A 17,690-nucleotide genomic window follows, 5' to 3' on the forward strand; every position below is an offset into this window, starting at 1 on the left:
AGCCCTCAGCATGTCTCGTTCCGAAACCCTGTTTGCCAATGCCCAAAAACACATCCCCGGCGGTGTGAACTCCCCCGTGCGTGCGTTCAAGAGCGTGGGCGGCACGCCGTTGTTCTTCAAGCATGCCGAAGGCGCCTACGTCACCGATGAAGACGACAAGCGCTACGTGGACTACGTCGGTTCCTGGGGCCCGATGATCCTCGGCCACAGCCACCCCGACGTGCTGGACGCAGTGCGCAAGCAGCTGGAACACGGCCTGTCCTACGGCGCGCCGACCGCCATGGAAACCGAGATGGCCGATCTGGTCTGCAGCATCGTGCCGTCGATGGAAATGGTGCGCATGGTCAGCTCCGGCACCGAAGCCACCATGAGCGCAATTCGCCTGGCCCGTGGTTTCACCGGCCGCGACAGCATCATCAAGTTCGAAGGCTGCTACCACGGCCATTCCGACAGCCTGCTGGTCAAGGCCGGTTCCGGCGCGCTGACCCAAGGCGTACCCAGCTCGGCCGGCGTACCGGCAGCGTTCGCCAAACACACCCTGACCCTGCCGTTCAACGACATCAGCGCCGTCGAGCAGATGCTCAGCGAAGTCGGCCAGGACGTGGCGTGCATCATCGTCGAGCCGGTGGCCGGCAACATGAACTGCGTGCCGCCTGCCCCTGGCTTTCTGGAAGGCCTGCGCGAACAGTGCGACAAGCACGGCGTGGTGCTGATTTTCGACGAAGTGATGACCGGCTTCCGCGTTGCCCTCGGCGGTGCCCAGGCGCACTACGGCGTCACGCCGGACCTGAGCACGTTCGGCAAGATCATCGGTGGCGGCATGCCCGTGGGCTGCTTCGGCGGCAAGCGCGAAATCATGCAGCACATCGCGCCGCTGGGCCCGGTGTACCAGGCCGGCACACTCTCGGGTAACCCGCTGGCCATGGCGGCCGGCCTGACCACCCTGCGCCTGATCAGCCGTCCGGGCTTCCACGCCGAGCTGACCGACTACACCACCCGCCTGCTCGACGGCCTGCAACAGCGCGCCGACGCCGCCGGTATCCCGTTCGTGACCACACAAGCGGGCGGCATGTTTGGCCTGTACTTCAGTGGCGCCGATGACATCGTCACCTTTGATGATGTGATGGGCAGCGATGCCGACCTGTTCAAGCGCTTCTTCCACTTGATGCTGGAAGGCGGCGTCTACCTGGCGCCGAGTGCCTTTGAAGCGGGCTTCACCTCAATCGCCCATGGCGACGCCGAGCTGAAACTGACCCTCGATGCCGCCGAGCGCGCCTTCGCCGCGCTGAAATAAGCCGGTGCAAAAAACTGACGTCGCGGTGGTCGGCGTCAGATTTGCTACTTTGCTTACAGAGATTTCCTTATTTTTCCGAGAATTTACCTGCAATCCGGCAGATAACTTGCCCAAGCAGCAGAAAAACGAGTAAAGACTTTGTAAGCAGAGGCCTGCTTATTTCATAATGCGCGCTTATTGGATCCCGAGAGGATCCGCGCGCCCCGTCAGAGGTAAGTCGATTCCCATGAAACGCACCGGCCGCACCCTGGTACTGGGCTGCCTGTTGCTCCTTCAGCCGCTGCTGGCACATGCCCAGGCAGGCGGCAACTCGTTGTTAATCCCAGCGATGGGTCGTTGCACCCTCAATACCCAGCCAGACAGCCAGGCCGAATCCCTGAGCGCGTGCCAGAAACAGGCCGACGGCGGGGATGCGCAGGCGCAATACGAGTTGGGCGAGTACTACCACGACAGCAAGAATCCCGCCCGCGACCTCAACAAAGCCTTGAGCTACTTCGAGAAAGCCTCGTTGCAGGGCCACGCGCAGGCACAGTTCCAGCTCGGCACCATGTTCTTCAAAGGCGAAGGCGTGCCGGCCAATAACGTCCAAGCGTATATCGTGCTGAAAATGGCCGCGGTCAATGGCGCCGAAGACGCGCTGGACACTGCCGACGAAGTCGCCGAGCACATGCAGCGCAATGAACTGGAAACCGCCACCCAGGTGCTGGGGCAGATTTTCCGCAATTATCTGCAGGAATTGCAGAGTGCCGATGGACGTTCGCCCTTCTCACCCCTGCCCTGACACCCAACCTATTTCTCAGGCATCGGCATCGGAAACGGCATGACATTGCTCATGCCCCGGGCTTCGCTGATCTTCGGCGTGCCCAGGCGCTCGACTTCATCAATGCGCACAATCGAATGCATCGGCACAAAACTGCGCACCACGCCTTCGAATTGGGCCTTGAGCTTTTCCTCGCCCGGATCGACGACCAGCTGTGTGCGCTCGCCAAAGACGAACTCTTCCACTTCCAGGAAGCCCCACAGATCACTTTGATAGATCTGCTTGGCGTACATTTCGAACACCTGGCCCTGGTTGAGGAAAATCACCTTATAGATTGGAGCTTCACGTTTGGTCATGGTGGGTGAGGAACACATGGGGGATATAAAAGAGGGCGCGAACTATAGCATGGCACCCGATGCACAGTGCTAGGAACCGATGGGCATGACCCCTATAATGCGCGGTTCTTTACCACCAGTTGACGATTCCCATGGCCAAGAAGCTTTATATCGAAACCCACGGTTGCCAGATGAACGAGTACGACAGCTCGCGCATGGTCGACCTGCTGGGTGAACACCAGGCCCTGGAAGTCACCGCCCGCGCCGAAGATGCCGACGTGATCCTGCTCAATACCTGCTCGATCCGCGAGCGGGCCCAGGACCGTGTGTACTCGCAGCTGGGTCGCTGGCGCGAGTTGAAACTGGCCAACCCGGACATGGTGATCGCCGTCGGCGGTTGCGTGGCCAGCCAGGAAGGCGCCGCGATCCGCGACCGTGCGCCGTATGTCGACGTGGTCTTCGGCCCACAGACCCTGCACCGCCTGCCGGAAATGATCGACGCCGCGCGCATCACCAAGCTGCCCCAGGTCGACGTCTCGTTCCCGGAAATCGAAAAATTCGACCACCTGCCCGAACCGCGCATCGACGGGCCGAGCGCCTACGTGTCGGTGATGGAAGGCTGCAGCAAGTACTGCACCTTCTGTGTGGTGCCCTACACCCGCGGTGAAGAAGTCAGCCGGCCGTTTGACGACGTGCTAGCAGAAATCATCCACCTGGCCGAAAACGGCGTGCGCGAAGTGACCCTGCTGGGCCAGAACGTCAACGGCTATCGCGGCCTGACCCACGACGGGCGCCTGGCTGACCTGGCGGAGCTGATCCGCGTGGTCGCTGCGGTGGATGGCATCGAACGCATTCGCTACACCACCTCGCACCCGCTGGAATTCTCCGACAGCCTGATCCAGGCCCATGCCGAAGTACCGGAACTGGTCAAGCACCTGCACTTGCCGGTGCAGTCGGGCTCGGACCGCATCCTGTCGGCGATGAAACGCAACCACACCGCCCTGGAATACAAATCCAAACTGCGCAAACTGCGCGCAGCGGTGCCGGGCATTTGCATCAGTTCGGACTTTATCGTCGGTTTCCCCGGCGAAACCGAGAAAGACTTCCAGCAGACCATGAAGCTGATCGAAGACGTCGGTTTCGACTTCTCCTACTCGTTCGTCTACAGCCAACGTCCGGGCACCCCGGCGGCGGACCTGCTGGACGAAACCCCGGAAGCGCTGAAAAAAGAGCGCTTGAACGCGCTGCAACATCGCCTTAACCAGCAGGGTTTCGAGATCAGCCGACAAATGGTCGGTTCGATCCAGCGCATCCTGGTCACCGACTACTCGAAAAAAGACCCTGGCGAATTGCAGGGCCGCACCGAGAACAATCGGATCGTCAACTTCCGTTGCGATAATCCAACCCTGATCGGCCAGTTTGCCGATGTGCACATCGATGCGGCGCAACCGCACTCGTTGCGCGGCTCGCTGGTGCAATAAACCAAGTTTCTGTAGGAGCGAGCTTGCTCGCGAAAAACCTGAGGGCACCGCGTATATTCAGGCTGTACGCCTTATCGTTGACGTTTTTCGCGAGCAAGCTCGCTCCTACAGAATCGCCGTCAGCCAATATGCTCCGTTTAAGTGCTTTCGCACCCGGCGTGCTGGCGTTATCCTCTCTTTCACCTAAACAGCCAAAGGGCGGCTAAAAGCAACCTTGAACGCACCCATAGCAGAACCCCATCGTTTTCTCCTCGAGCCCTTTGAGGCTCGCCGTTTCGCCAACCTGTGCGGACAGTTCGACGAGCACCTGCGCCTGATCGAACAACGCCTGAGCATCGAGATCCGCAATCGCGGCAATCAATTCGAGCTCATTGGTGAACCCCAACACACCACGTCTGCAGAAAACCTGCTGCGCCGCCTCTACCGTGAAACCAAGGGTAGTGAGCTGTCGCCGGAAACGGTGCACCTGTACCTGCAGGAATCTGCCGTGGAAGACCTGGCCAACAACCCGGTGGCCGAAGCCAGCGTGGCCCTGCGCACCAAAAAAGGCATGATTCGCCCTCGCGGCTTGAATCAGCAGCGCTACGTCAAGGAAATCCTCGGCAACGACATCAACTTCGGCATCGGCCCCGCCGGTACGGGCAAGACCTACCTGGCGGTGGCCTGCGCGGTCGACGCCCTGGAGCGCGAGCAAGTACGCCGTATCCTGCTGGTGCGCCCAGCGGTCGAGGCCGGTGAAAAACTCGGCTTCCTGCCCGGCGACCTGGCCCAGAAGATCGACCCGTACCTGCGCCCGCTCTACGACGCACTGTACGAGATGCTCGGCTTTGAATACGTAGCCAAGCTGATCGAGCGCCAGGTGATCGAGATCGCCCCGCTGGCCTACATGCGCGGCCGCACCTTGAACAACAGCTTCATCATCCTCGACGAAAGCCAGAACACCACCGTCGAGCAGATGAAGATGTTCCTCACCCGTATCGGTTTCGGCTCCACCGCCGTGATCACCGGTGACGTCACCCAGGTCGACCTGCCCAAAGGCACCAAGTCCGGCCTGGCCCAGGTGATCGAGGTGCTCAAGGACGTGCCGGGTATCAGCTTCACGCACTTCATGCCCAAGGACGTGGTCCGCCACCCGCTGGTGCAGCGCATTGTCGAAGCCTACGAGCGCTTCGACCACCGCGATGACGCGCCGGCCAAGGACGTTCGCCGCGATGCTTGAGCTTGACCTGCAGCTGGCCACCGAAGCGCCCGCTCCCAGCGAAGAACAGTTCCGTCAATGGTGCGCCCTGGCCCTGCGCCAGCGCACCGCCGACTCGGAACTGACCATCCGCCTGGTGGACGAGCCCGAGGGCCGCGAACTGAATCACACTTGGCGCCAGAAGGATTACGCGACCAACGTGCTGTCGTTTCCCGCTGACGTACCCGATGAGTTGCTGGATATCCCCTTGCTGGGCGACCTGGTGATCTGCGTCGAGGTGGTCGAGCGTGAAGCGAAGGAACAAGGCAAGGAACTTGAGGCTCACTGGGCCCATCTAGTCATCCACGGCTGCTTGCATCTCTTGGGTTACGACCATATAGACGATGAAGAAGCCGAGGAAATGGAAGCACTGGAACGAACGTTGCTTGCAGAATTGGGTCACCCTGATCCATATGCAGACGACGAAAACTGATCAACACTCAACTGTCACATCAAAGGATTTAGAGTAATCGCTATGAGCGAAGACCGATCGAGCAACGGGCAAAAGTCATGGCTGGGTAAACTGACCCAGGCTTTTGCCCACGAGCCGAAAAACCGCCAGGAGCTGCTGGAGCTGCTGCGCGAGGCCCATCAGAACAAGTTGCTGGACAGCGAAGCGCTGGCCATCGTCGAAGGCGCCATCCAGGTGGCTGACCTGCAAGTTCGGGACATCATGGTCCCGCGCTCGCAGATGATCAGCATCAAGGCGACCCAGACCCCACGGGAATTCCTCCCGGCCGTGATCGACTCGGCGCACTCGCGCTACCCGGTGATCGGTGAAAGCCATGACGACGTCATGGGTGTCCTGCTGGCCAAGGACCTGCTGCCGCTGATCCTCAAGGAGAACGGTGACAGCTTCAACATCAAGGACCTGCTGCGTCCGGCCACCTTCGTGCCTGAATCCAAGCGCCTGAATGTGCTGCTGCGCGAGTTTCGTGCCAACCACAATCACATGGCCATTGTGATCGACGAATACGGCGGCGTGGCGGGCCTGGTGACCATCGAAGACGTGCTGGAACAGATCGTCGGCGACATCGAAGACGAACACGATGTCGAAGAGGACAGCTACATCAAGCCGCTGCCCAGCGGTGATTTCCTGGTCAAGGCACTGACGCCGATCGAGAACTTCAACGAGTTCTTCGACAGCGAATTCTCCGACGATGAGTTCGACACCGTCGGTGGCCTGGTGATGAGTGCGTTCGGGCATCTGCCCAAGCGTAACGAAACCACCGAGATCGGCGCCTATCGCTTCCGCATCCTGAATGCCGACAGCCGCCGCATCCACTTGATTCGCCTGACACCTATTGCCCGCTAAGGATTGATATGCGCCGTCTGACCCGCCCCGGCTGGCCCGGTAACCTGCTGGCCGTGGTGGCCGGCGCCATCACTACCCTGGCGCTGGCGCCGTTCGACCTGTGGCCATTTGCACTGGTCGCGGTCGGATTGTTCTATATCGGGCTGCGGGAACTGACCCCACGCCAGGCCCTCGGCCGTGGCTGGTGCTTCGGTTTCGGCCTGTTTGGCGCGGGTACCAGCTGGATCTACTACAGCATCCACCACTTCGGCGGCGCTTCGGTGCTGCTGGCGGGGTTCCTGATGCTGTTGTTCACCGCCGCCATTGCCTGGTTCTTCGCCCTGCCCGCCTGGCTGTGGGCACGCTGGTTGCGTCGCAATGAAGCACCGTTGGCAGATGCGCTCACGTTTGCCGCATTGTGGGTTGGCCAGGAAGCCTTTCGCGGCTGGTTCCTCACCGGATTCCCATGGTTGTATTCCGGCTACAGCCAGCTCGACGGCCCCCTTACCGGCCTGGCGCCAGTGGGCGGCATGTGGCTGATTTCCTTTGCCCTGGCGCTGACGGCGGCCCTGTTGTGCAACCTGCCGCGCCTGCTGGCTGGCAAGCGCAACGCGTTTATCGGCGCTGGCCTGGTGTTGCTGGTAGCGCCCTGGGCCGTCGGCCTGGCGCTCAAGCATCATGCCTGGACCAGCCCCTCCGGCGCGCCGCTGACCGTCGCCGCGATCCAAGGCAACGTCGAACAAAGCATGAAGTGGGACCCCGAGCAGCTCAATGCACAGCTCGCGCTGTACCGCGACATGAGCTTCAGCTCCAAGCCGGTCGACCTGCTGGTGTGGCCGGAAACGGCCGTGCCGGTACTCAAGGAGTCTGTCGAGGGCTACCTGGGAATGATCGGCAAGTTTGCTGCGGACCGGCACACCGCGCTGATCACCGGGGTACCGATTCGCCAGGAAGTGCACCACCAGAAGCGCTACTTCAACGGCATCACCGTGGTGGGTGAAGGCGAGGGTACGTACCTGAAGCAAAAGCTGGTGCCCTTCGGCGAATACGTGCCGCTGCAGGACATGCTGCGCGGCCTGATTGCCTTCTTCGACCTGCCGATGTCGGACTTCGCCCGTGGCCCTGCCGACCAGCCGATGCTGCAGGCCAAGGGCTATCAGATTGCGCCGTTCATTTGCTATGAAGTGGTGTACCCGGAGTTCGCCGCCGGCCTTTCCGCCCAGAGCGACCTGCTTCTGACCATCAGCAATGACACCTGGTTCGGCCGCTCCATCGGCCCCTTGCAACACCTGCAAATGGCGCAGATGCGTGCGCTGGAGGCTGGCCGCTGGATGATCCGCGCCACCAACAATGGCGTGACCGGGTTGATCAACCCGTTTGGGCAGATCACCGTGCAGATCCCTCAGTTTGAACGCGGCATCCTCTACGGCGAAGTGGTGCCGATGCACAACCTGACGCCGTACCTGCAATGGCGCTCGTGGCCGCTGATCATCGTATGCCTGGCGCTGTTTGGCTGGGCACTGCTGGCAGGTCGGATGTCCAAAACGGTCTAACAGCCAACGCGAATCAAAATGTGGGAGGTGGCTTGCTCCCTCCCACATTTTGATCAGCAGGGTTATCGATAGAACAACCGATACCCCACCTGCCCCACCGCCTCGTTGATCAACTGCCCGCTCTGCCACACCGACTTGAACTCCGGCATCCAGCCGCCCAGCGGCCGGGCGTTATCCACCCCCAGAAAACCCACCGGCGCTGGCACCACAGTGAACCCGGCCTTTTCAAAGCTCCACACCGAGCGCGGCATGTGCCAGGCCTGGGTCACGACCACTACGCGCTTGATACCTTCAGGCAGCAGAATCTCGGCACTCATCTGCGCGTTTTCCCAGGTGGTACGGCTGCGCTCTTCCTTCCAGCGCACGGCGACGCCGAAGTCATCCTGCATGGAAACTGCCATCAACTGCGCCTCACTGGGCGGCGTGCCGTAATGCAGGCCACCGGTGGTCAACACCGGCAGCCCGGAGGCCTTGGCCAGTCGCGCGGCATACCGCTGGCGCTCCAGGCCGATGCCGGTCGGCTGATCAGAACCCCATGCCGGGTCGCCGCGCTCGCGTCCCGAGCCCAATACCACAATGGCGTCGGCGCGCTGGGCCAGGGTCGACCAGTCTTCTCGGGCCAGCGGCGCCTCGGTCTCCAGGGCCCGCGCGCCCCACTCCACCGTCACCGGCAGGCTGATCAACCACATGCCGCCAAACCCCAGGGCAAAGCAGCAGCCGGCCAAACGCGGGCGACTGCGACGAAACCACCAGGCAAGGGCCAGCAGCAGCAAGAGAATGCCGGGGGGCAGGAGCAGTTGTTTGATGAAATAACGAATAGGCATCGGGCATCTCCAAAGATGCCCGAAGCCTAAGGTGTAACGGGGTTTAGCGACAATCTTTACAGTGACATGGCACGACGGTGTGCTTCAGGGGAGCGAACTACTTGAAGCGGGCAGACCGGAGCCTTTCCGGGCCACGACCGGCCGACAAGTCCTTGAGCCACACCACCTTGGCTGAGTGCGTAGGCTCTTTGGCTGGCGGGGTTGCCACCCAAGGAGGCGCACTGCGCTTGTTACGTTCCAGGTAAGCTTTGATCAGTTCCAGCTCCGCACGGCTCAAACCGCGCAGTTCCAACTCGACGGGCCGTTCATCACGCAATCGGCCCGCGGTCCTCGCTGCATCCAATGCACGACCCAATCGGTCGATCAGTCCTTCGTAGATTTCCGGTTTCGTTGCGATTCGCTGCGATTCGACCATCCCCTCACCTCATTGAAGAAAGACTTGCTCCCCAATAAACAGCGTAGTCCCCATGGCTGCGCCTGCCCGGCGCCGCGACAGACGGCCCTCGCCGCGCAATCAGGGTTTCCCTCGATAGAGTGGGGTCATGTATGCTACGGCGCTTCCTGTAACTCCACTTCCCGCAGGGTTTGGGCACGGACGCGCCGCTTTTTGGTGTCGAACATCCTGAACGTTGCACCGAAGAGGATTAGGCCACCCCTATCCAGTTCAAAAGTAGCCATGCACGAACAATATCAGCCCCGTGAAATAGAAAATGCCGCCCAAACCTTCTGGGACGAGCAAAAGTCCTTTGAAGTCAGTGAACAGCCAGGCAAGGAGACTTTCTATTGCCTATCGATGTTCCCTTACCCCAGCGGCAAGCTACACATGGGGCATGTGCGTAACTACACCATCGGCGACGTGATCTCCCGCTACCAGCGCATGCAAGGCAAGAACGTCCTGCAACCCATGGGTTGGGACGCCTTCGGCATGCCGGCGGAAAACGCCGCGATGAAAAACAACGTGGCCCCCGCCAAGTGGACCTACGAAAACATCGCCTACATGAAGACCCAGCTGCGCAGCCTGGGCCTGGCGGTGGACTGGTCCCGCGAAGTCACCACCTGCAAGCCGGATTACTACCGCTGGGAACAATGGCTGTTCACCCGCCTGTTCGAAAAAGGCGTGATCTACAAAAAAAGCGGCACCGTGAACTGGGACCCGATCGACCAGACCGTCCTGGCCAACGAACAGGTGATCGACGGTCGCGGCTGGCGTTCCGGCGCGCTGATCGAAAAGCGCGAAATCCCGATGTACTACTTCAAGATCACCGCCTACGCGGATGAACTGTTGTCGAGCCTCGACGATTTGCCGGGCTGGCCTGAACAGGTCAAGACCATGCAGCGCAACTGGATCGGCAAGTCCAAGGGCATGGAAGTGCAGTTCCCGTACAACGTCGACTCGATCGGCGAAGCGGGCGCACTCAAAGTCTTCACCACCCGTCCCGACACCCTGATGGGCGCGACCTACGTCGCAGTGGCCGCCGAGCACCCGCTGGCCACCCAGGCCGCACAGAACAACCCTGAGCTGCAGGCGTTCATCGCCGAATGCAAAGGCGGCAGCGTGGCGGAAGCCGACGTCGCCACCCAGGAGAAAAAAGGCCTGCCGACCGGCCTGTTCGTCGAGCACCCGCTGACCGGCGAGAAGTTGCCGGTATGGGTCGCCAACTACGTATTGATGCACTACGGCGATGGCGCGGTAATGGCTGTGCCGGCCCACGACGAGCGTGATTTTGAATTCGCCACCAAGTACAACCTGCCGATCAAGTCGGTGGTGCGCACCAGTTCCGGCGACACCAACCCAGCCCCGTGGCAAGACGCCTATGGCGAGCACGGCACGCTGATCAATTCCGGTGAGTTCGACGGCCTGGACTTCGCCGGTGCCTTCGACGCCATCGAAGTCGCACTGATCAAGAAAAACCTCGGTGCCTCGCGCACCCAGTTCCGCCTGCGCGACTGGGGCATCAGCCGCCAGCGCTACTGGGGCTGCCCGATCCCGATCATCCACTGCGAAACCTGCGGCGACGTACCGGTGCCGGAAGACCAACTGCCGGTCGTCCTGCCGGAAGACGTGGTGCCGGACGGCGCCGGTTCGCCATTGGCGCGCATGCCTGAGTTCTACGAGTGCAGCTGCCCGAAATGCGGCGCGCCGGCCAAGCGTGAAACCGACACCATGGACACCTTCGTCGAGTCCTCGTGGTACTACGCTCGCTACGCCTCGCCACACTATGAAGGCGGCCTGGTGGAAAAATCCGCAGCCGACCACTGGCTGCCGGTGGATCAGTACATCGGCGGTATCGAACACGCCATTCTTCACCTGCTGTATGCGCGCTTCTTCCACAAGCTGATGCGCGACGAAGGCCTGGTGAGCTCCAACGAACCGTTCAAGAACCTGCTGACCCAGGGCATGGTGATCGCCGAGACCTACTATCGTCGCGAAGCCAATGGCGCCTACACCTGGTTCAACCCGGCGGACGTCGAGCTTGAGCGCGACAGCAAAGCCAAGGTCATCAGCGCCAAACTGATCGCCGACGGCCTGCCGGTGGAGATCGGCGGCACCGAGAAGATGGCCAAGTCGAAGAACAACGGCGTTGACCCTCAGTCGATGATCGATCAGTTCGGCGCCGATACCTGCCGCCTGTTCATGATGTTCGCCTCGCCGCCTGACATGAGCGCCGAATGGTCCGACTCCGGCGTCGAAGGTTCGCACCGTTTCCTCAAGCGCGTCTGGCGCCTGGCGCATGCGCATGTCAGCCAGGGCCTGCCGGCCAAGCTGGACGTGGCGTCCCTGAGCGACGAGCAAAAAGTCATTCGCCGCAGCACCCACCTGGCCATCAAGCAAGCCAGCCAGGACGTGGGCCAGAACCACAAGTTCAACACCGCCATCGCCCAGGTGATGACGCTGATGAACGTGCTGGAAAAAGCCCCGCAAGCAACCGAACAGGATCGCGCGCTGGTGCAGGAAGGCCTGGAAACGGTCACCTTGCTGCTGGCCCCGATCACGCCGCACATCAGCCATGAACTGTGGAGCCGCCTGGGCCACAGCGACGCAGTAATTGATGCGCGCTGGCCGGTGCAGGATGACGGCGCCCTGGTACAGGACACGCTGCAACTGGTGATTCAGGTCAACGGTAAACTGCGCGGCCAGATCGATATGCCGGCCAGTGCCAGCCGTGAAGAAGTCGAAGCGGCTGCACGCGTCAACGAGAACGTGCTGCGCTTTACCGAAGGCCTGACGATCCGCAAAGTGATCGTGGTGCCTGGCAAACTGGTCAATATCGTCGCTAGCTAATCGGATCGGGCGCAGGGCTTGAGCCCTGCGCCGAACAAAGCCTTCAGGGCCTCGATAAGGCCCACATGGTTTCAAGGGGAGCAACAAAATGATCAAACGCAATCTGCTGGTTATGGGCCTTGCCGTACTGTTGAGCGCTTGCGGCTTCCAGCTGCGCGGCACCGGCACCAATGACCTGACGATCAAGGAACTGGACCTCAGCGCTCGCGACGCCTACAGCGAAACAGTCACCCAGCTGCGCCAGGTCCTGGAAAACAGCGGCGTGCACGTCTACACCGGCGCGCCCTACAAGCTGTTCCTGGCTAACGAGAAAGAAACCCAGCGCAGCCTGAGCTACGCCAGTGCCGGGCGCGCGTCCGATGTCGAACTGAGCACGGTGCTCAGCTTTGAAATCCAGGGTCGCGATCACCTGCCATTGATGAATGACAACATCCAGTTGCAGAAGATTGTCAGCCACGATGGTAACAACCTGGTGGGTTCGGACTCCGAAATCACCCAGGTACGCCAGGAAATGCGTCGCGAACTGGTGCAACGCATGATGCTGCGCCTGTCGATGCTGACTCCACAACAACTCGAAACCTTGCAGCAACGCGCTGACGACAAGGCCAAGGCTGATGCAGACGCGCTGAAAGCGGCGAAAGAGTACGAAGACAACACGCCGAAACAATCGCCTGTTGAAGTACCTGTCGAGTAAGCCAGACGGGGCGCCCCAGGCGCCCCGTTCACCCTGCCTATGAAACTCGCTCCCGCTCAACTCGCCAAACACCTGCAAGGTGGCCTCGCGCCTGTCTACATCGTCAGCGGTGATGACCCGCTGCTGTGCCAGGAAGCTGCCGACGCCATCCGCACCGCCGCACGCCAGCAAGGCTTCGATGAACGCCAGGTCTTCAGCGCCGACGCCAGCTTCGACTGGGGCACGCTGCTGCAAGCCGGCGCGAGCATGTCGCTGTTTGCCGAAAAACGCCTGCTGGAGCTGCGCCTGCCGTCGGGCAAGCCCGGCGACAAGGGCGCGGCTGCCCTGATGGAATACTGCTCGCGGCCCGCCGACGACACGGTGCTGCTGATCAGCCTGCCCAAGCTCGACGGCAGCGCGCAGAAGACCAAGTGGGGCAAGGCCCTGGTGGAAGGGGCACAGACCCAGTTCATCCAGATCTGGCCGGTGGACAGCAATCAGTTGCCGCAGTGGATTCGCCAGCGCCTGTCCCAGGCGGGGCTGTCCGCGACACAGGATGCAGTGGAGCTGATCGCCGCGCGGGTTGAAGGCAACTTGCTTGCCGCCGCCCAGGAGATCGAAAAGCTCAAGCTGATGGCCGAAGACGGGCAGATTACCGTCGAGACCGTCCAAGGCGCAGTAGCAGACAGCGCACGTTTTGACGTGTTCGGGCTGGTAGATGCGATTCTCAACGGCGAGCCCGCCCATGCCCTGCGCATGCTCGAAGGCCTGCGTGGCGAAGGCGTGGAGCCGCCGGTGATTCTCTGGGCCCTGGCCCGGGAACTACGGGTATTGGCCAACATTGCCCTGCAATACAGCCAGGGCACGCCGCTGGACAAATGCTTCAGCCAGGCTCGGCCACCGGTGTGGGACAAGCGCAAACCCCTGATGAGCAAAGCCCTGCAACGACACTCGGCGCAACGCTGGGCGCAACTGTTGCTGGAGGCGCAGCGCATTGATGCACAGATCAAGGGCCAGGCAGCGGGTTCACCGTGGATGAGCTTGAGCCGTTTATCGCTGTTGATGGCCGGTCAACGACTGACATTGCCAGCGGAATAATCCTAGTTTGCAAACACCACCGAACCAATGTGGGAGGGGCTTGCTCCCACATGTCCTATCGCGTAAGCAATGAAATCTCCTACCTGCCGCCGGGCTTTACAGCGGCCCAACTTCGGCAGATGATTTGCACCGCTGCATCACATCTGAGGAGAGCATCGACCATGAGCAAAAAGCCATCCAAGCATGGCCCCAACAAGGCCAAATCCATCATCGCCCAGCCACTGTTCCGCAGCCGTCAGGAACGCGCCGGCAAGGGCAAAGGCAGCTACCGCCGCGAAGCCTTCCAGTCTAATAGCTGGGAGGCTTCTTACTTTCTGGCTGCCTGAAGGCAAGCGCCCCTCTGGCATGATAAGGTCTGTGCCTGATTTGTAATTCCTGGACCTGTGCATGCCCTCTTGTCTTTCCCGTCGTTGGCACCTTCGCCAATTGATCGCTGCCTCCAGCCTCATTCTGCTTGTCGCCTGCGCGGAAAAACCTACCGCCGCCGACGCCCAACCCCTGCCAAAGCTGCAAACCGCGCCAGTGGTAGCACCTGCCGTGGTGGCCCCTCTGGCCGTGGACAATCTCGATATCCAACCGACCCAGACCTTTGCTGAATGGCAGGCTGGCTTTCGCGCGCAAGCCCTGCAGGCCGGTATCACCGCCGCTGTTTTCGACACTGCTTTTGCCGATGTCACCCCCGATATGGCGGTGATCCGCGCAGACCGCAGCCAGCCGGAGTTTTCCCGCCCCGTATGGGAATACCTCGACGGTGCCCTGTCGCCCGTGCGCGTACGCAATGGCCAGGCGTTGCTGGTCAAGTACGCCGACACCCTGCAAAGCATCGAGCAGCGTTATGGCGTCGACCGCCAGGCGCTGGTCTCGGTGTGGGGCATGGAGAGTAATTTCGGCCAGTTCCAGGGCAATAACTCGGTGATCCGTTCCCTGGCGACCCTGGCCTACGAAGGCCGTCGCCCGGCCTTTGCCCAGGCGCAATTGCTGGCGGCGTTGCAGATCATCCAGCACGGCGACATCGCCGCCGACCAGATGAAGGGCTCCTGGGCCGGGGCCATGGGCCAGACCCAGTTCATTCCGACCACCTACAACACCCATGCGGTGGACTTCGATGGCGACGGCCGCCGCGATATCTGGAACAGCCCGGCCGACGCCCTCGCGTCCACCGCGCACTACCTGCAAAGCTCCGGCTGGCAGAAAGGCCAGCCGTGGGGCTTTGAAGTCAAGCAATTGCCGGCGAACTTCGACTACGCCCTCGCCGACGGCGGCGTGCGCAAGAGCATTGCCGAGTGGCTGAAACTGGGCATTCAATTGCCAGCGGGGGCGAGCATGCCGCCAAACGTCGACCAACTGTCCGCCGCCCTGTTGCTGCCAGCCGGCTACCGTGGCCCGGCGTTCCTGGTGCTGGATAACTTCCGCGCAATCCTCAAGTACAACAACTCGTCGTCCTACGCACTGGCGGTAGGCCTGTTGTCGGAGCGCTTTGGCGGCGGCGGTGTGATTCGTGGCGATTGGCCGAAGGATGAGCTGCCGCTGAGTCGCTCGCAGCGCATAGATCTGCAGACAGCGCTGAGCGCCCAAGGCTATGACGCGGGCAACCCGGATGGGATTATCGGCGCCAACACGCGCAAGGCAATTCGGGCGGCGCAGCAGGCATTGGGCTGGCCGGCGGATGGGTATCCGACGGTGAAGTTGCTGGAGTCGCTGCAGAACCGCTAGATCCGCGTATGGCGACTACCGCAATCGGGGGCAAGCCCCCGATTGCGGTTTAGCAAACACCCGCAGATTCAGGACCTGACAACCACATCCTGCTCCAACACCACCCGCTGCTCCCCCGCATCCAGGCGCACCAACGCGCCCATCGGCAGCGTCAGGTTCGGATCGCAATGCCCGCTGCGCCAGCCGGCCAGCACCGGAATGCGCAACGGCTCGAACGTCTGCTTCAGCAGGCGCTCCAGCGCAGCGTTATCCACACCCGCCACATCCCCTACCAGCACACCCGCGACCTCGGCCAACTTGCCCGCCAGACGCAGGTGCGTCAGCAGACGATCAATGCGGTAAATCGGCTCGTTGACGTCTTCGATAAACAGGATGATGCCTTCAGCGTCGATTTCGTAAGGCGTACCCATCACCGCCGCAATCATCGACAGGTTCCCCCCCAGCAAGCGCCCACAGGCAATGCCAGGTTCAATCGTGGTCAGCGGGTAGGCCACCGGGTGCGCCAGCACACTGCCGGCGCCCAGTTGGCCGCGCAGAAGGCTGAACAATGATGACTCGGTAGGTTGTTGTTTACCGCCGAGCAGGTCGGCATTGAGCATTGGGCCGTGGAAGGTCACAAAGCCGGCGTAGCGGTTGATCGCCAGATGCAACGCGGTGATGTCGCTGTAACCCACGAACGGCTTGGGATTGGCCCGCAACAGGTCGACGTCCAGCGCGTCGAGCAGCCGTGGCGTGCCGTAACCGCCGCGCAGGCAGAAGATGGCATCGATTTCGGGGTCGGCGAAGGCGGCATGCAGGTCACGCAGGCGCACTGCATCGCTGCCGGCGAGGTAGCCGTCGCGTTCATAGACACCGGGGGAAATTCGCAGATCGTAGCCGCGTGTGCGCATCCATTGGCCAGCCTTTTCAACGTCCAGCACGGCGGGGCCGGCGGGGGCGATCAGGGCGATGGTGCCTTCGGAGCGAAGGGCTGGAACGGCGGCGGTCATCTGAGAATCCCCCTATCTAACGCTGAAACCAATGTGGGAGGGGGCTTGCCCCCGATAGCGGTGGGTCAGCAGCAGATGAGCTGACTGGTACGCCGCAATCGGGGGCAAGCCCCCTCCCACACTGGGTCTGAACCTCGATCAGGAAACCAGGCTAGCCTTGACCAGCTTGGCCTGTTCGTCGGCGTGGTACGAAGAGCGTACCAGCGGGCCCGAGGCGACGTTCTTGAAGCCCATTTTGTAACCTTCCTCGGCGAACCAGGCGAAGGTGTCCGGGTGTACGAAGCGCTGCACCGGCAAGTGGCTGCGCGATGGTTGCAGGTACTGGCCCAGGGTCAGCATGTCGATGTCGTGTTCGCGCATGCGCTTCATGACTTCGATCACTTCTTCATCGGTCTCGCCCAGGCCCAGCATCAAGCCGGATTTGGTCGGGATATGCGGCATCATCTGCTTGAATTTCTGCAGCAGGGTCAGCGACCACTGGTAGTCCGAACCTGGACGCGCGGCCTTGTACAGGCGCGGCACGGTTTCCAGGTTGTGGTTGAACACATCCGGCGGCTCGGCAGCGGTGATTTCCAGCGCGACGTCCATACGGCCACGGTAGTCCGGCACCAGGGTCTCAAGCATCACGTTCGGCGACAGTTTGCGAATTTCGCGGATGCAGTCGGCAAAGTGCTGGGCACCGCCGTCGCGCAGGTCGTCACGGTCTACCGAGGTGATCACAACGTATTTGAGTTTCAGGTCGGCGATGGCGATGGCCAGGCTTTCCGGCTCGTTGACGTCCAGTGGCTTCGGTCGGCCATGGCCAACGTCGCAGAACGGGCAACGACGGGTGCAGATGTCACCCATGATCATGAAGGTGGCGGTACCGCCGGAGAAGCATTCGCCCAGGTTCGGGCAGGAGGCTTCTTCGCACACGCTGTGCAACTTGTGTTTGCGCAGCAGGGCCTTGATACGGTCGACTTCCGGCGAAACCGGGATGCGCACGCGAATCCAGTCTGGCTTCTTCGGCAGTTCGGTGGTCGGGATGATCTTCACCGGGATGCGTGCAACCTTCTCGGCGCCGCGCAGCTTGACGCCGGCTTCCACCTTGGCACGCGGGGCCGGGGCCGGACGCTCGGTGATGTCCAGCGTCGGGATCATGGTTTGCACTGCATCA

17 protein-coding genes are annotated in these 17,690 nt (G+C 61.6%); 12 read left to right on the forward strand and 5 right to left on the reverse strand.

The window, feature by feature from the left end:
• The first annotated feature begins 10 nt into the window (after positions 1 to 10).
• Both hemL and AD670_RS23605 read left to right on the forward strand, forming a co-directional pair.
• Positions 11 to 1,294, forward strand: coding sequence for a glutamate-1-semialdehyde 2,1-aminomutase (gene hemL / locus AD670_RS23600; RefSeq protein ID WP_053138067.1), 1,284 nt, complete (start codon positions 11 to 13; stop codon positions 1,292 to 1,294).
• A gap of 226 nt (positions 1,295 to 1,520) precedes the next feature.
• The gene (locus tag AD670_RS23605) at positions 1,521 to 2,075 is read left to right on the forward strand and encodes a tetratricopeptide repeat protein (RefSeq protein WP_053138069.1); all 555 of its coding nucleotides are present in this window, start codon (positions 1,521 to 1,523) and stop codon (positions 2,073 to 2,075) included.
• 8 nt (positions 2,076 to 2,083) lie between these two features.
• Here AD670_RS23605 and AD670_RS23610 read toward each other — a convergent pair whose 3' ends face one another.
• The gene (locus tag AD670_RS23610) at positions 2,084 to 2,410 is read right to left on the reverse strand and encodes a DUF1820 family protein (RefSeq protein ID WP_003215457.1); all 327 of its coding nucleotides are present in this window, start codon (positions 2,408 to 2,410) and stop codon (positions 2,084 to 2,086) included.
• Positions 2,411 to 2,541: 131 nt separating this feature from the next.
• Between AD670_RS23610 and miaB the strand changes: the two genes are divergently transcribed.
• The 5 genes from miaB to lnt all read left to right on the forward strand — a co-directional run bounded on the left by miaB (position 2,542) and on the right by lnt (position 7,954).
• Complete coding sequence (miaB, locus tag AD670_RS23615) at positions 2,542 to 3,870, forward strand: tRNA (N6-isopentenyl adenosine(37)-C2)-methylthiotransferase MiaB (protein ID WP_053138071.1); 1,329 nt, start codon at positions 2,542 to 2,544, stop codon at positions 3,868 to 3,870.
• Positions 3,871 to 4,084: 214 nt separating this feature from the next.
• Positions 4,085 to 5,089 (forward strand): PhoH family protein, encoded by a 1,005-nt coding sequence (locus AD670_RS23620; protein ID WP_053138073.1) that lies wholly within the window; start codon positions 4,085 to 4,087, stop codon positions 5,087 to 5,089.
• Positions 5,082 to 5,540: an rRNA maturation RNase YbeY gene (ybeY, locus tag AD670_RS23625; RefSeq protein WP_053138075.1), complete on the forward strand. Its 459-nt coding sequence runs from the start codon at positions 5,082 to 5,084 to the stop codon at positions 5,538 to 5,540. The genes AD670_RS23620 and ybeY overlap by 8 nt, the downstream gene beginning before the upstream one ends.
• Positions 5,541 to 5,582: 42 nt before the next feature.
• The gene (locus AD670_RS23630) at positions 5,583 to 6,422 is read left to right on the forward strand and encodes an HlyC/CorC family transporter (protein ID WP_005791724.1); all 840 of its coding nucleotides are present in this window, start codon (positions 5,583 to 5,585) and stop codon (positions 6,420 to 6,422) included.
• An 8-nt stretch (positions 6,423 to 6,430) separates the two neighbouring features.
• Positions 6,431 to 7,954, forward strand: a complete 1,524-nt coding sequence (lnt, locus tag AD670_RS23635) for an apolipoprotein N-acyltransferase (RefSeq protein ID WP_053138078.1) — start codon at positions 6,431 to 6,433, stop codon at positions 7,952 to 7,954.
• 62 nt (positions 7,955 to 8,016) lie between these two features.
• Here lnt and AD670_RS23640 read toward each other — a convergent pair whose 3' ends face one another.
• Together AD670_RS23640 and AD670_RS23645 are read right to left on the reverse strand one after the other, a co-directional pair.
• Positions 8,017 to 8,778: a YdcF family protein gene (locus AD670_RS23640; protein WP_053138079.1), complete on the reverse strand. Its 762-nt coding sequence runs from the start codon at positions 8,776 to 8,778 to the stop codon at positions 8,017 to 8,019.
• Positions 8,779 to 8,875: 97 nt separating this feature from the next.
• Complete coding sequence (locus AD670_RS23645; RefSeq protein ID WP_053138081.1) at positions 8,876 to 9,193, reverse strand: hypothetical protein; 318 nt, start codon at positions 9,191 to 9,193, stop codon at positions 8,876 to 8,878.
• A 261-nt stretch (positions 9,194 to 9,454) separates the two neighbouring features.
• Between AD670_RS23645 and leuS the strand changes: the two genes are divergently transcribed.
• The 5 genes from leuS to AD670_RS23670 all read left to right on the forward strand — a co-directional run bounded on the left by leuS (position 9,455) and on the right by AD670_RS23670 (position 15,545).
• Positions 9,455 to 12,061: a leucine--tRNA ligase gene (gene leuS, locus AD670_RS23650; RefSeq protein WP_053138083.1), complete on the forward strand. Its 2,607-nt coding sequence runs from the start codon at positions 9,455 to 9,457 to the stop codon at positions 12,059 to 12,061.
• A gap of 88 nt (positions 12,062 to 12,149) precedes the next feature.
• Positions 12,150 to 12,755, forward strand: a complete 606-nt coding sequence (gene lptE / locus AD670_RS23655; RefSeq protein WP_053138085.1) for an LPS assembly lipoprotein LptE — start codon at positions 12,150 to 12,152, stop codon at positions 12,753 to 12,755.
• Positions 12,756 to 12,794: 39 nt separating this feature from the next.
• Complete coding sequence (gene holA, locus AD670_RS23660; RefSeq protein ID WP_053138086.1) at positions 12,795 to 13,832, forward strand: DNA polymerase III subunit delta; 1,038 nt, start codon at positions 12,795 to 12,797, stop codon at positions 13,830 to 13,832.
• 161 nt (positions 13,833 to 13,993) lie between these two features.
• Positions 13,994 to 14,158 carry an alternative ribosome rescue factor ArfA gene (arfA, locus tag AD670_RS23665; RefSeq protein WP_003176285.1) on the forward strand — a complete coding sequence of 55 codons (165 nt, stop codon included), beginning with the start codon at positions 13,994 to 13,996 and terminating at the stop codon, positions 14,156 to 14,158.
• 61 nt (positions 14,159 to 14,219) lie between these two features.
• Positions 14,220 to 15,545, forward strand: coding sequence for a lytic murein transglycosylase (locus AD670_RS23670; protein WP_053138088.1), 1,326 nt, complete (start codon positions 14,220 to 14,222; stop codon positions 15,543 to 15,545).
• A gap of 68 nt (positions 15,546 to 15,613) precedes the next feature.
• Here AD670_RS23670 and AD670_RS23675 read toward each other — a convergent pair whose 3' ends face one another.
• Positions 15,614 to 16,534 (reverse strand): LD-carboxypeptidase, encoded by a 921-nt coding sequence (locus AD670_RS23675; RefSeq protein WP_053138090.1) that lies wholly within the window; start codon positions 16,532 to 16,534, stop codon positions 15,614 to 15,616.
• Between the two features lie 138 nt (positions 16,535 to 16,672).
• Positions 16,673 to 17,674: a lipoyl synthase gene (lipA, locus tag AD670_RS23680; protein WP_057444888.1), complete on the reverse strand. Its 1,002-nt coding sequence runs from the start codon at positions 17,672 to 17,674 to the stop codon at positions 16,673 to 16,675.
• Between the last annotated feature and the right edge of the window lie 16 nt (positions 17,675 to 17,690).

The sequence above is a fragment of the Pseudomonas sp. MIACH genome, assembly GCF_001269925.1.
Lineage (GTDB): Bacteria > Pseudomonadota > Gammaproteobacteria > Pseudomonadales > Pseudomonadaceae > Aquipseudomonas.

Coding starts and splice junctions, on each gene's coding strand:
- hemL (WP_053138067.1), top strand. CDS start 11: ATGTCTCGTTCCGAAACCCTGTTTGCCAATGCCCAAAAACACATCCCC.
- AD670_RS23645 (WP_053138081.1), bottom strand. CDS start 9,193: ATGGTCGAATCGCAGCGAATCGCAACGAAACCGGAAATCTACGAAGGA.
- AD670_RS23630 (WP_005791724.1), top strand. CDS start 5,583: ATGAGCGAAGACCGATCGAGCAACGGGCAAAAGTCATGGCTGGGTAAA.
- lptE (WP_053138085.1), top strand. CDS start 12,150: ATGATCAAACGCAATCTGCTGGTTATGGGCCTTGCCGTACTGTTGAGC.
- AD670_RS23605 (WP_053138069.1), top strand. CDS start 1,521: ATGAAACGCACCGGCCGCACCCTGGTACTGGGCTGCCTGTTGCTCCTT.
- holA (WP_053138086.1), top strand. CDS start 12,795: ATGAAACTCGCTCCCGCTCAACTCGCCAAACACCTGCAAGGTGGCCTC.
- ybeY (WP_053138075.1), top strand. CDS start 5,082: ATGCTTGAGCTTGACCTGCAGCTGGCCACCGAAGCGCCCGCTCCCAGC.
- leuS (WP_053138083.1), top strand. CDS start 9,455: ATGCACGAACAATATCAGCCCCGTGAAATAGAAAATGCCGCCCAAACC.
- lnt (WP_053138078.1), top strand. CDS start 6,431: ATGCGCCGTCTGACCCGCCCCGGCTGGCCCGGTAACCTGCTGGCCGTG.
- AD670_RS23610 (WP_003215457.1), bottom strand. CDS start 2,410: ATGACCAAACGTGAAGCTCCAATCTATAAGGTGATTTTCCTCAACCAG.
- AD670_RS23640 (WP_053138079.1), bottom strand. CDS start 8,778: ATGCCTATTCGTTATTTCATCAAACAACTGCTCCTGCCCCCCGGCATT.
- lipA (WP_057444888.1), bottom strand. CDS start 17,674: ATGATCCCGACGCTGGACATCACCGAGCGTCCGGCCCCGGCCCCGCGT.
- AD670_RS23675 (WP_053138090.1), bottom strand. CDS start 16,534: ATGACCGCCGCCGTTCCAGCCCTTCGCTCCGAAGGCACCATCGCCCTG.
- AD670_RS23670 (WP_053138088.1), top strand. CDS start 14,220: ATGCCCTCTTGTCTTTCCCGTCGTTGGCACCTTCGCCAATTGATCGCT.
- arfA (WP_003176285.1), top strand. CDS start 13,994: ATGAGCAAAAAGCCATCCAAGCATGGCCCCAACAAGGCCAAATCCATC.
- miaB (WP_053138071.1), top strand. CDS start 2,542: ATGGCCAAGAAGCTTTATATCGAAACCCACGGTTGCCAGATGAACGAG.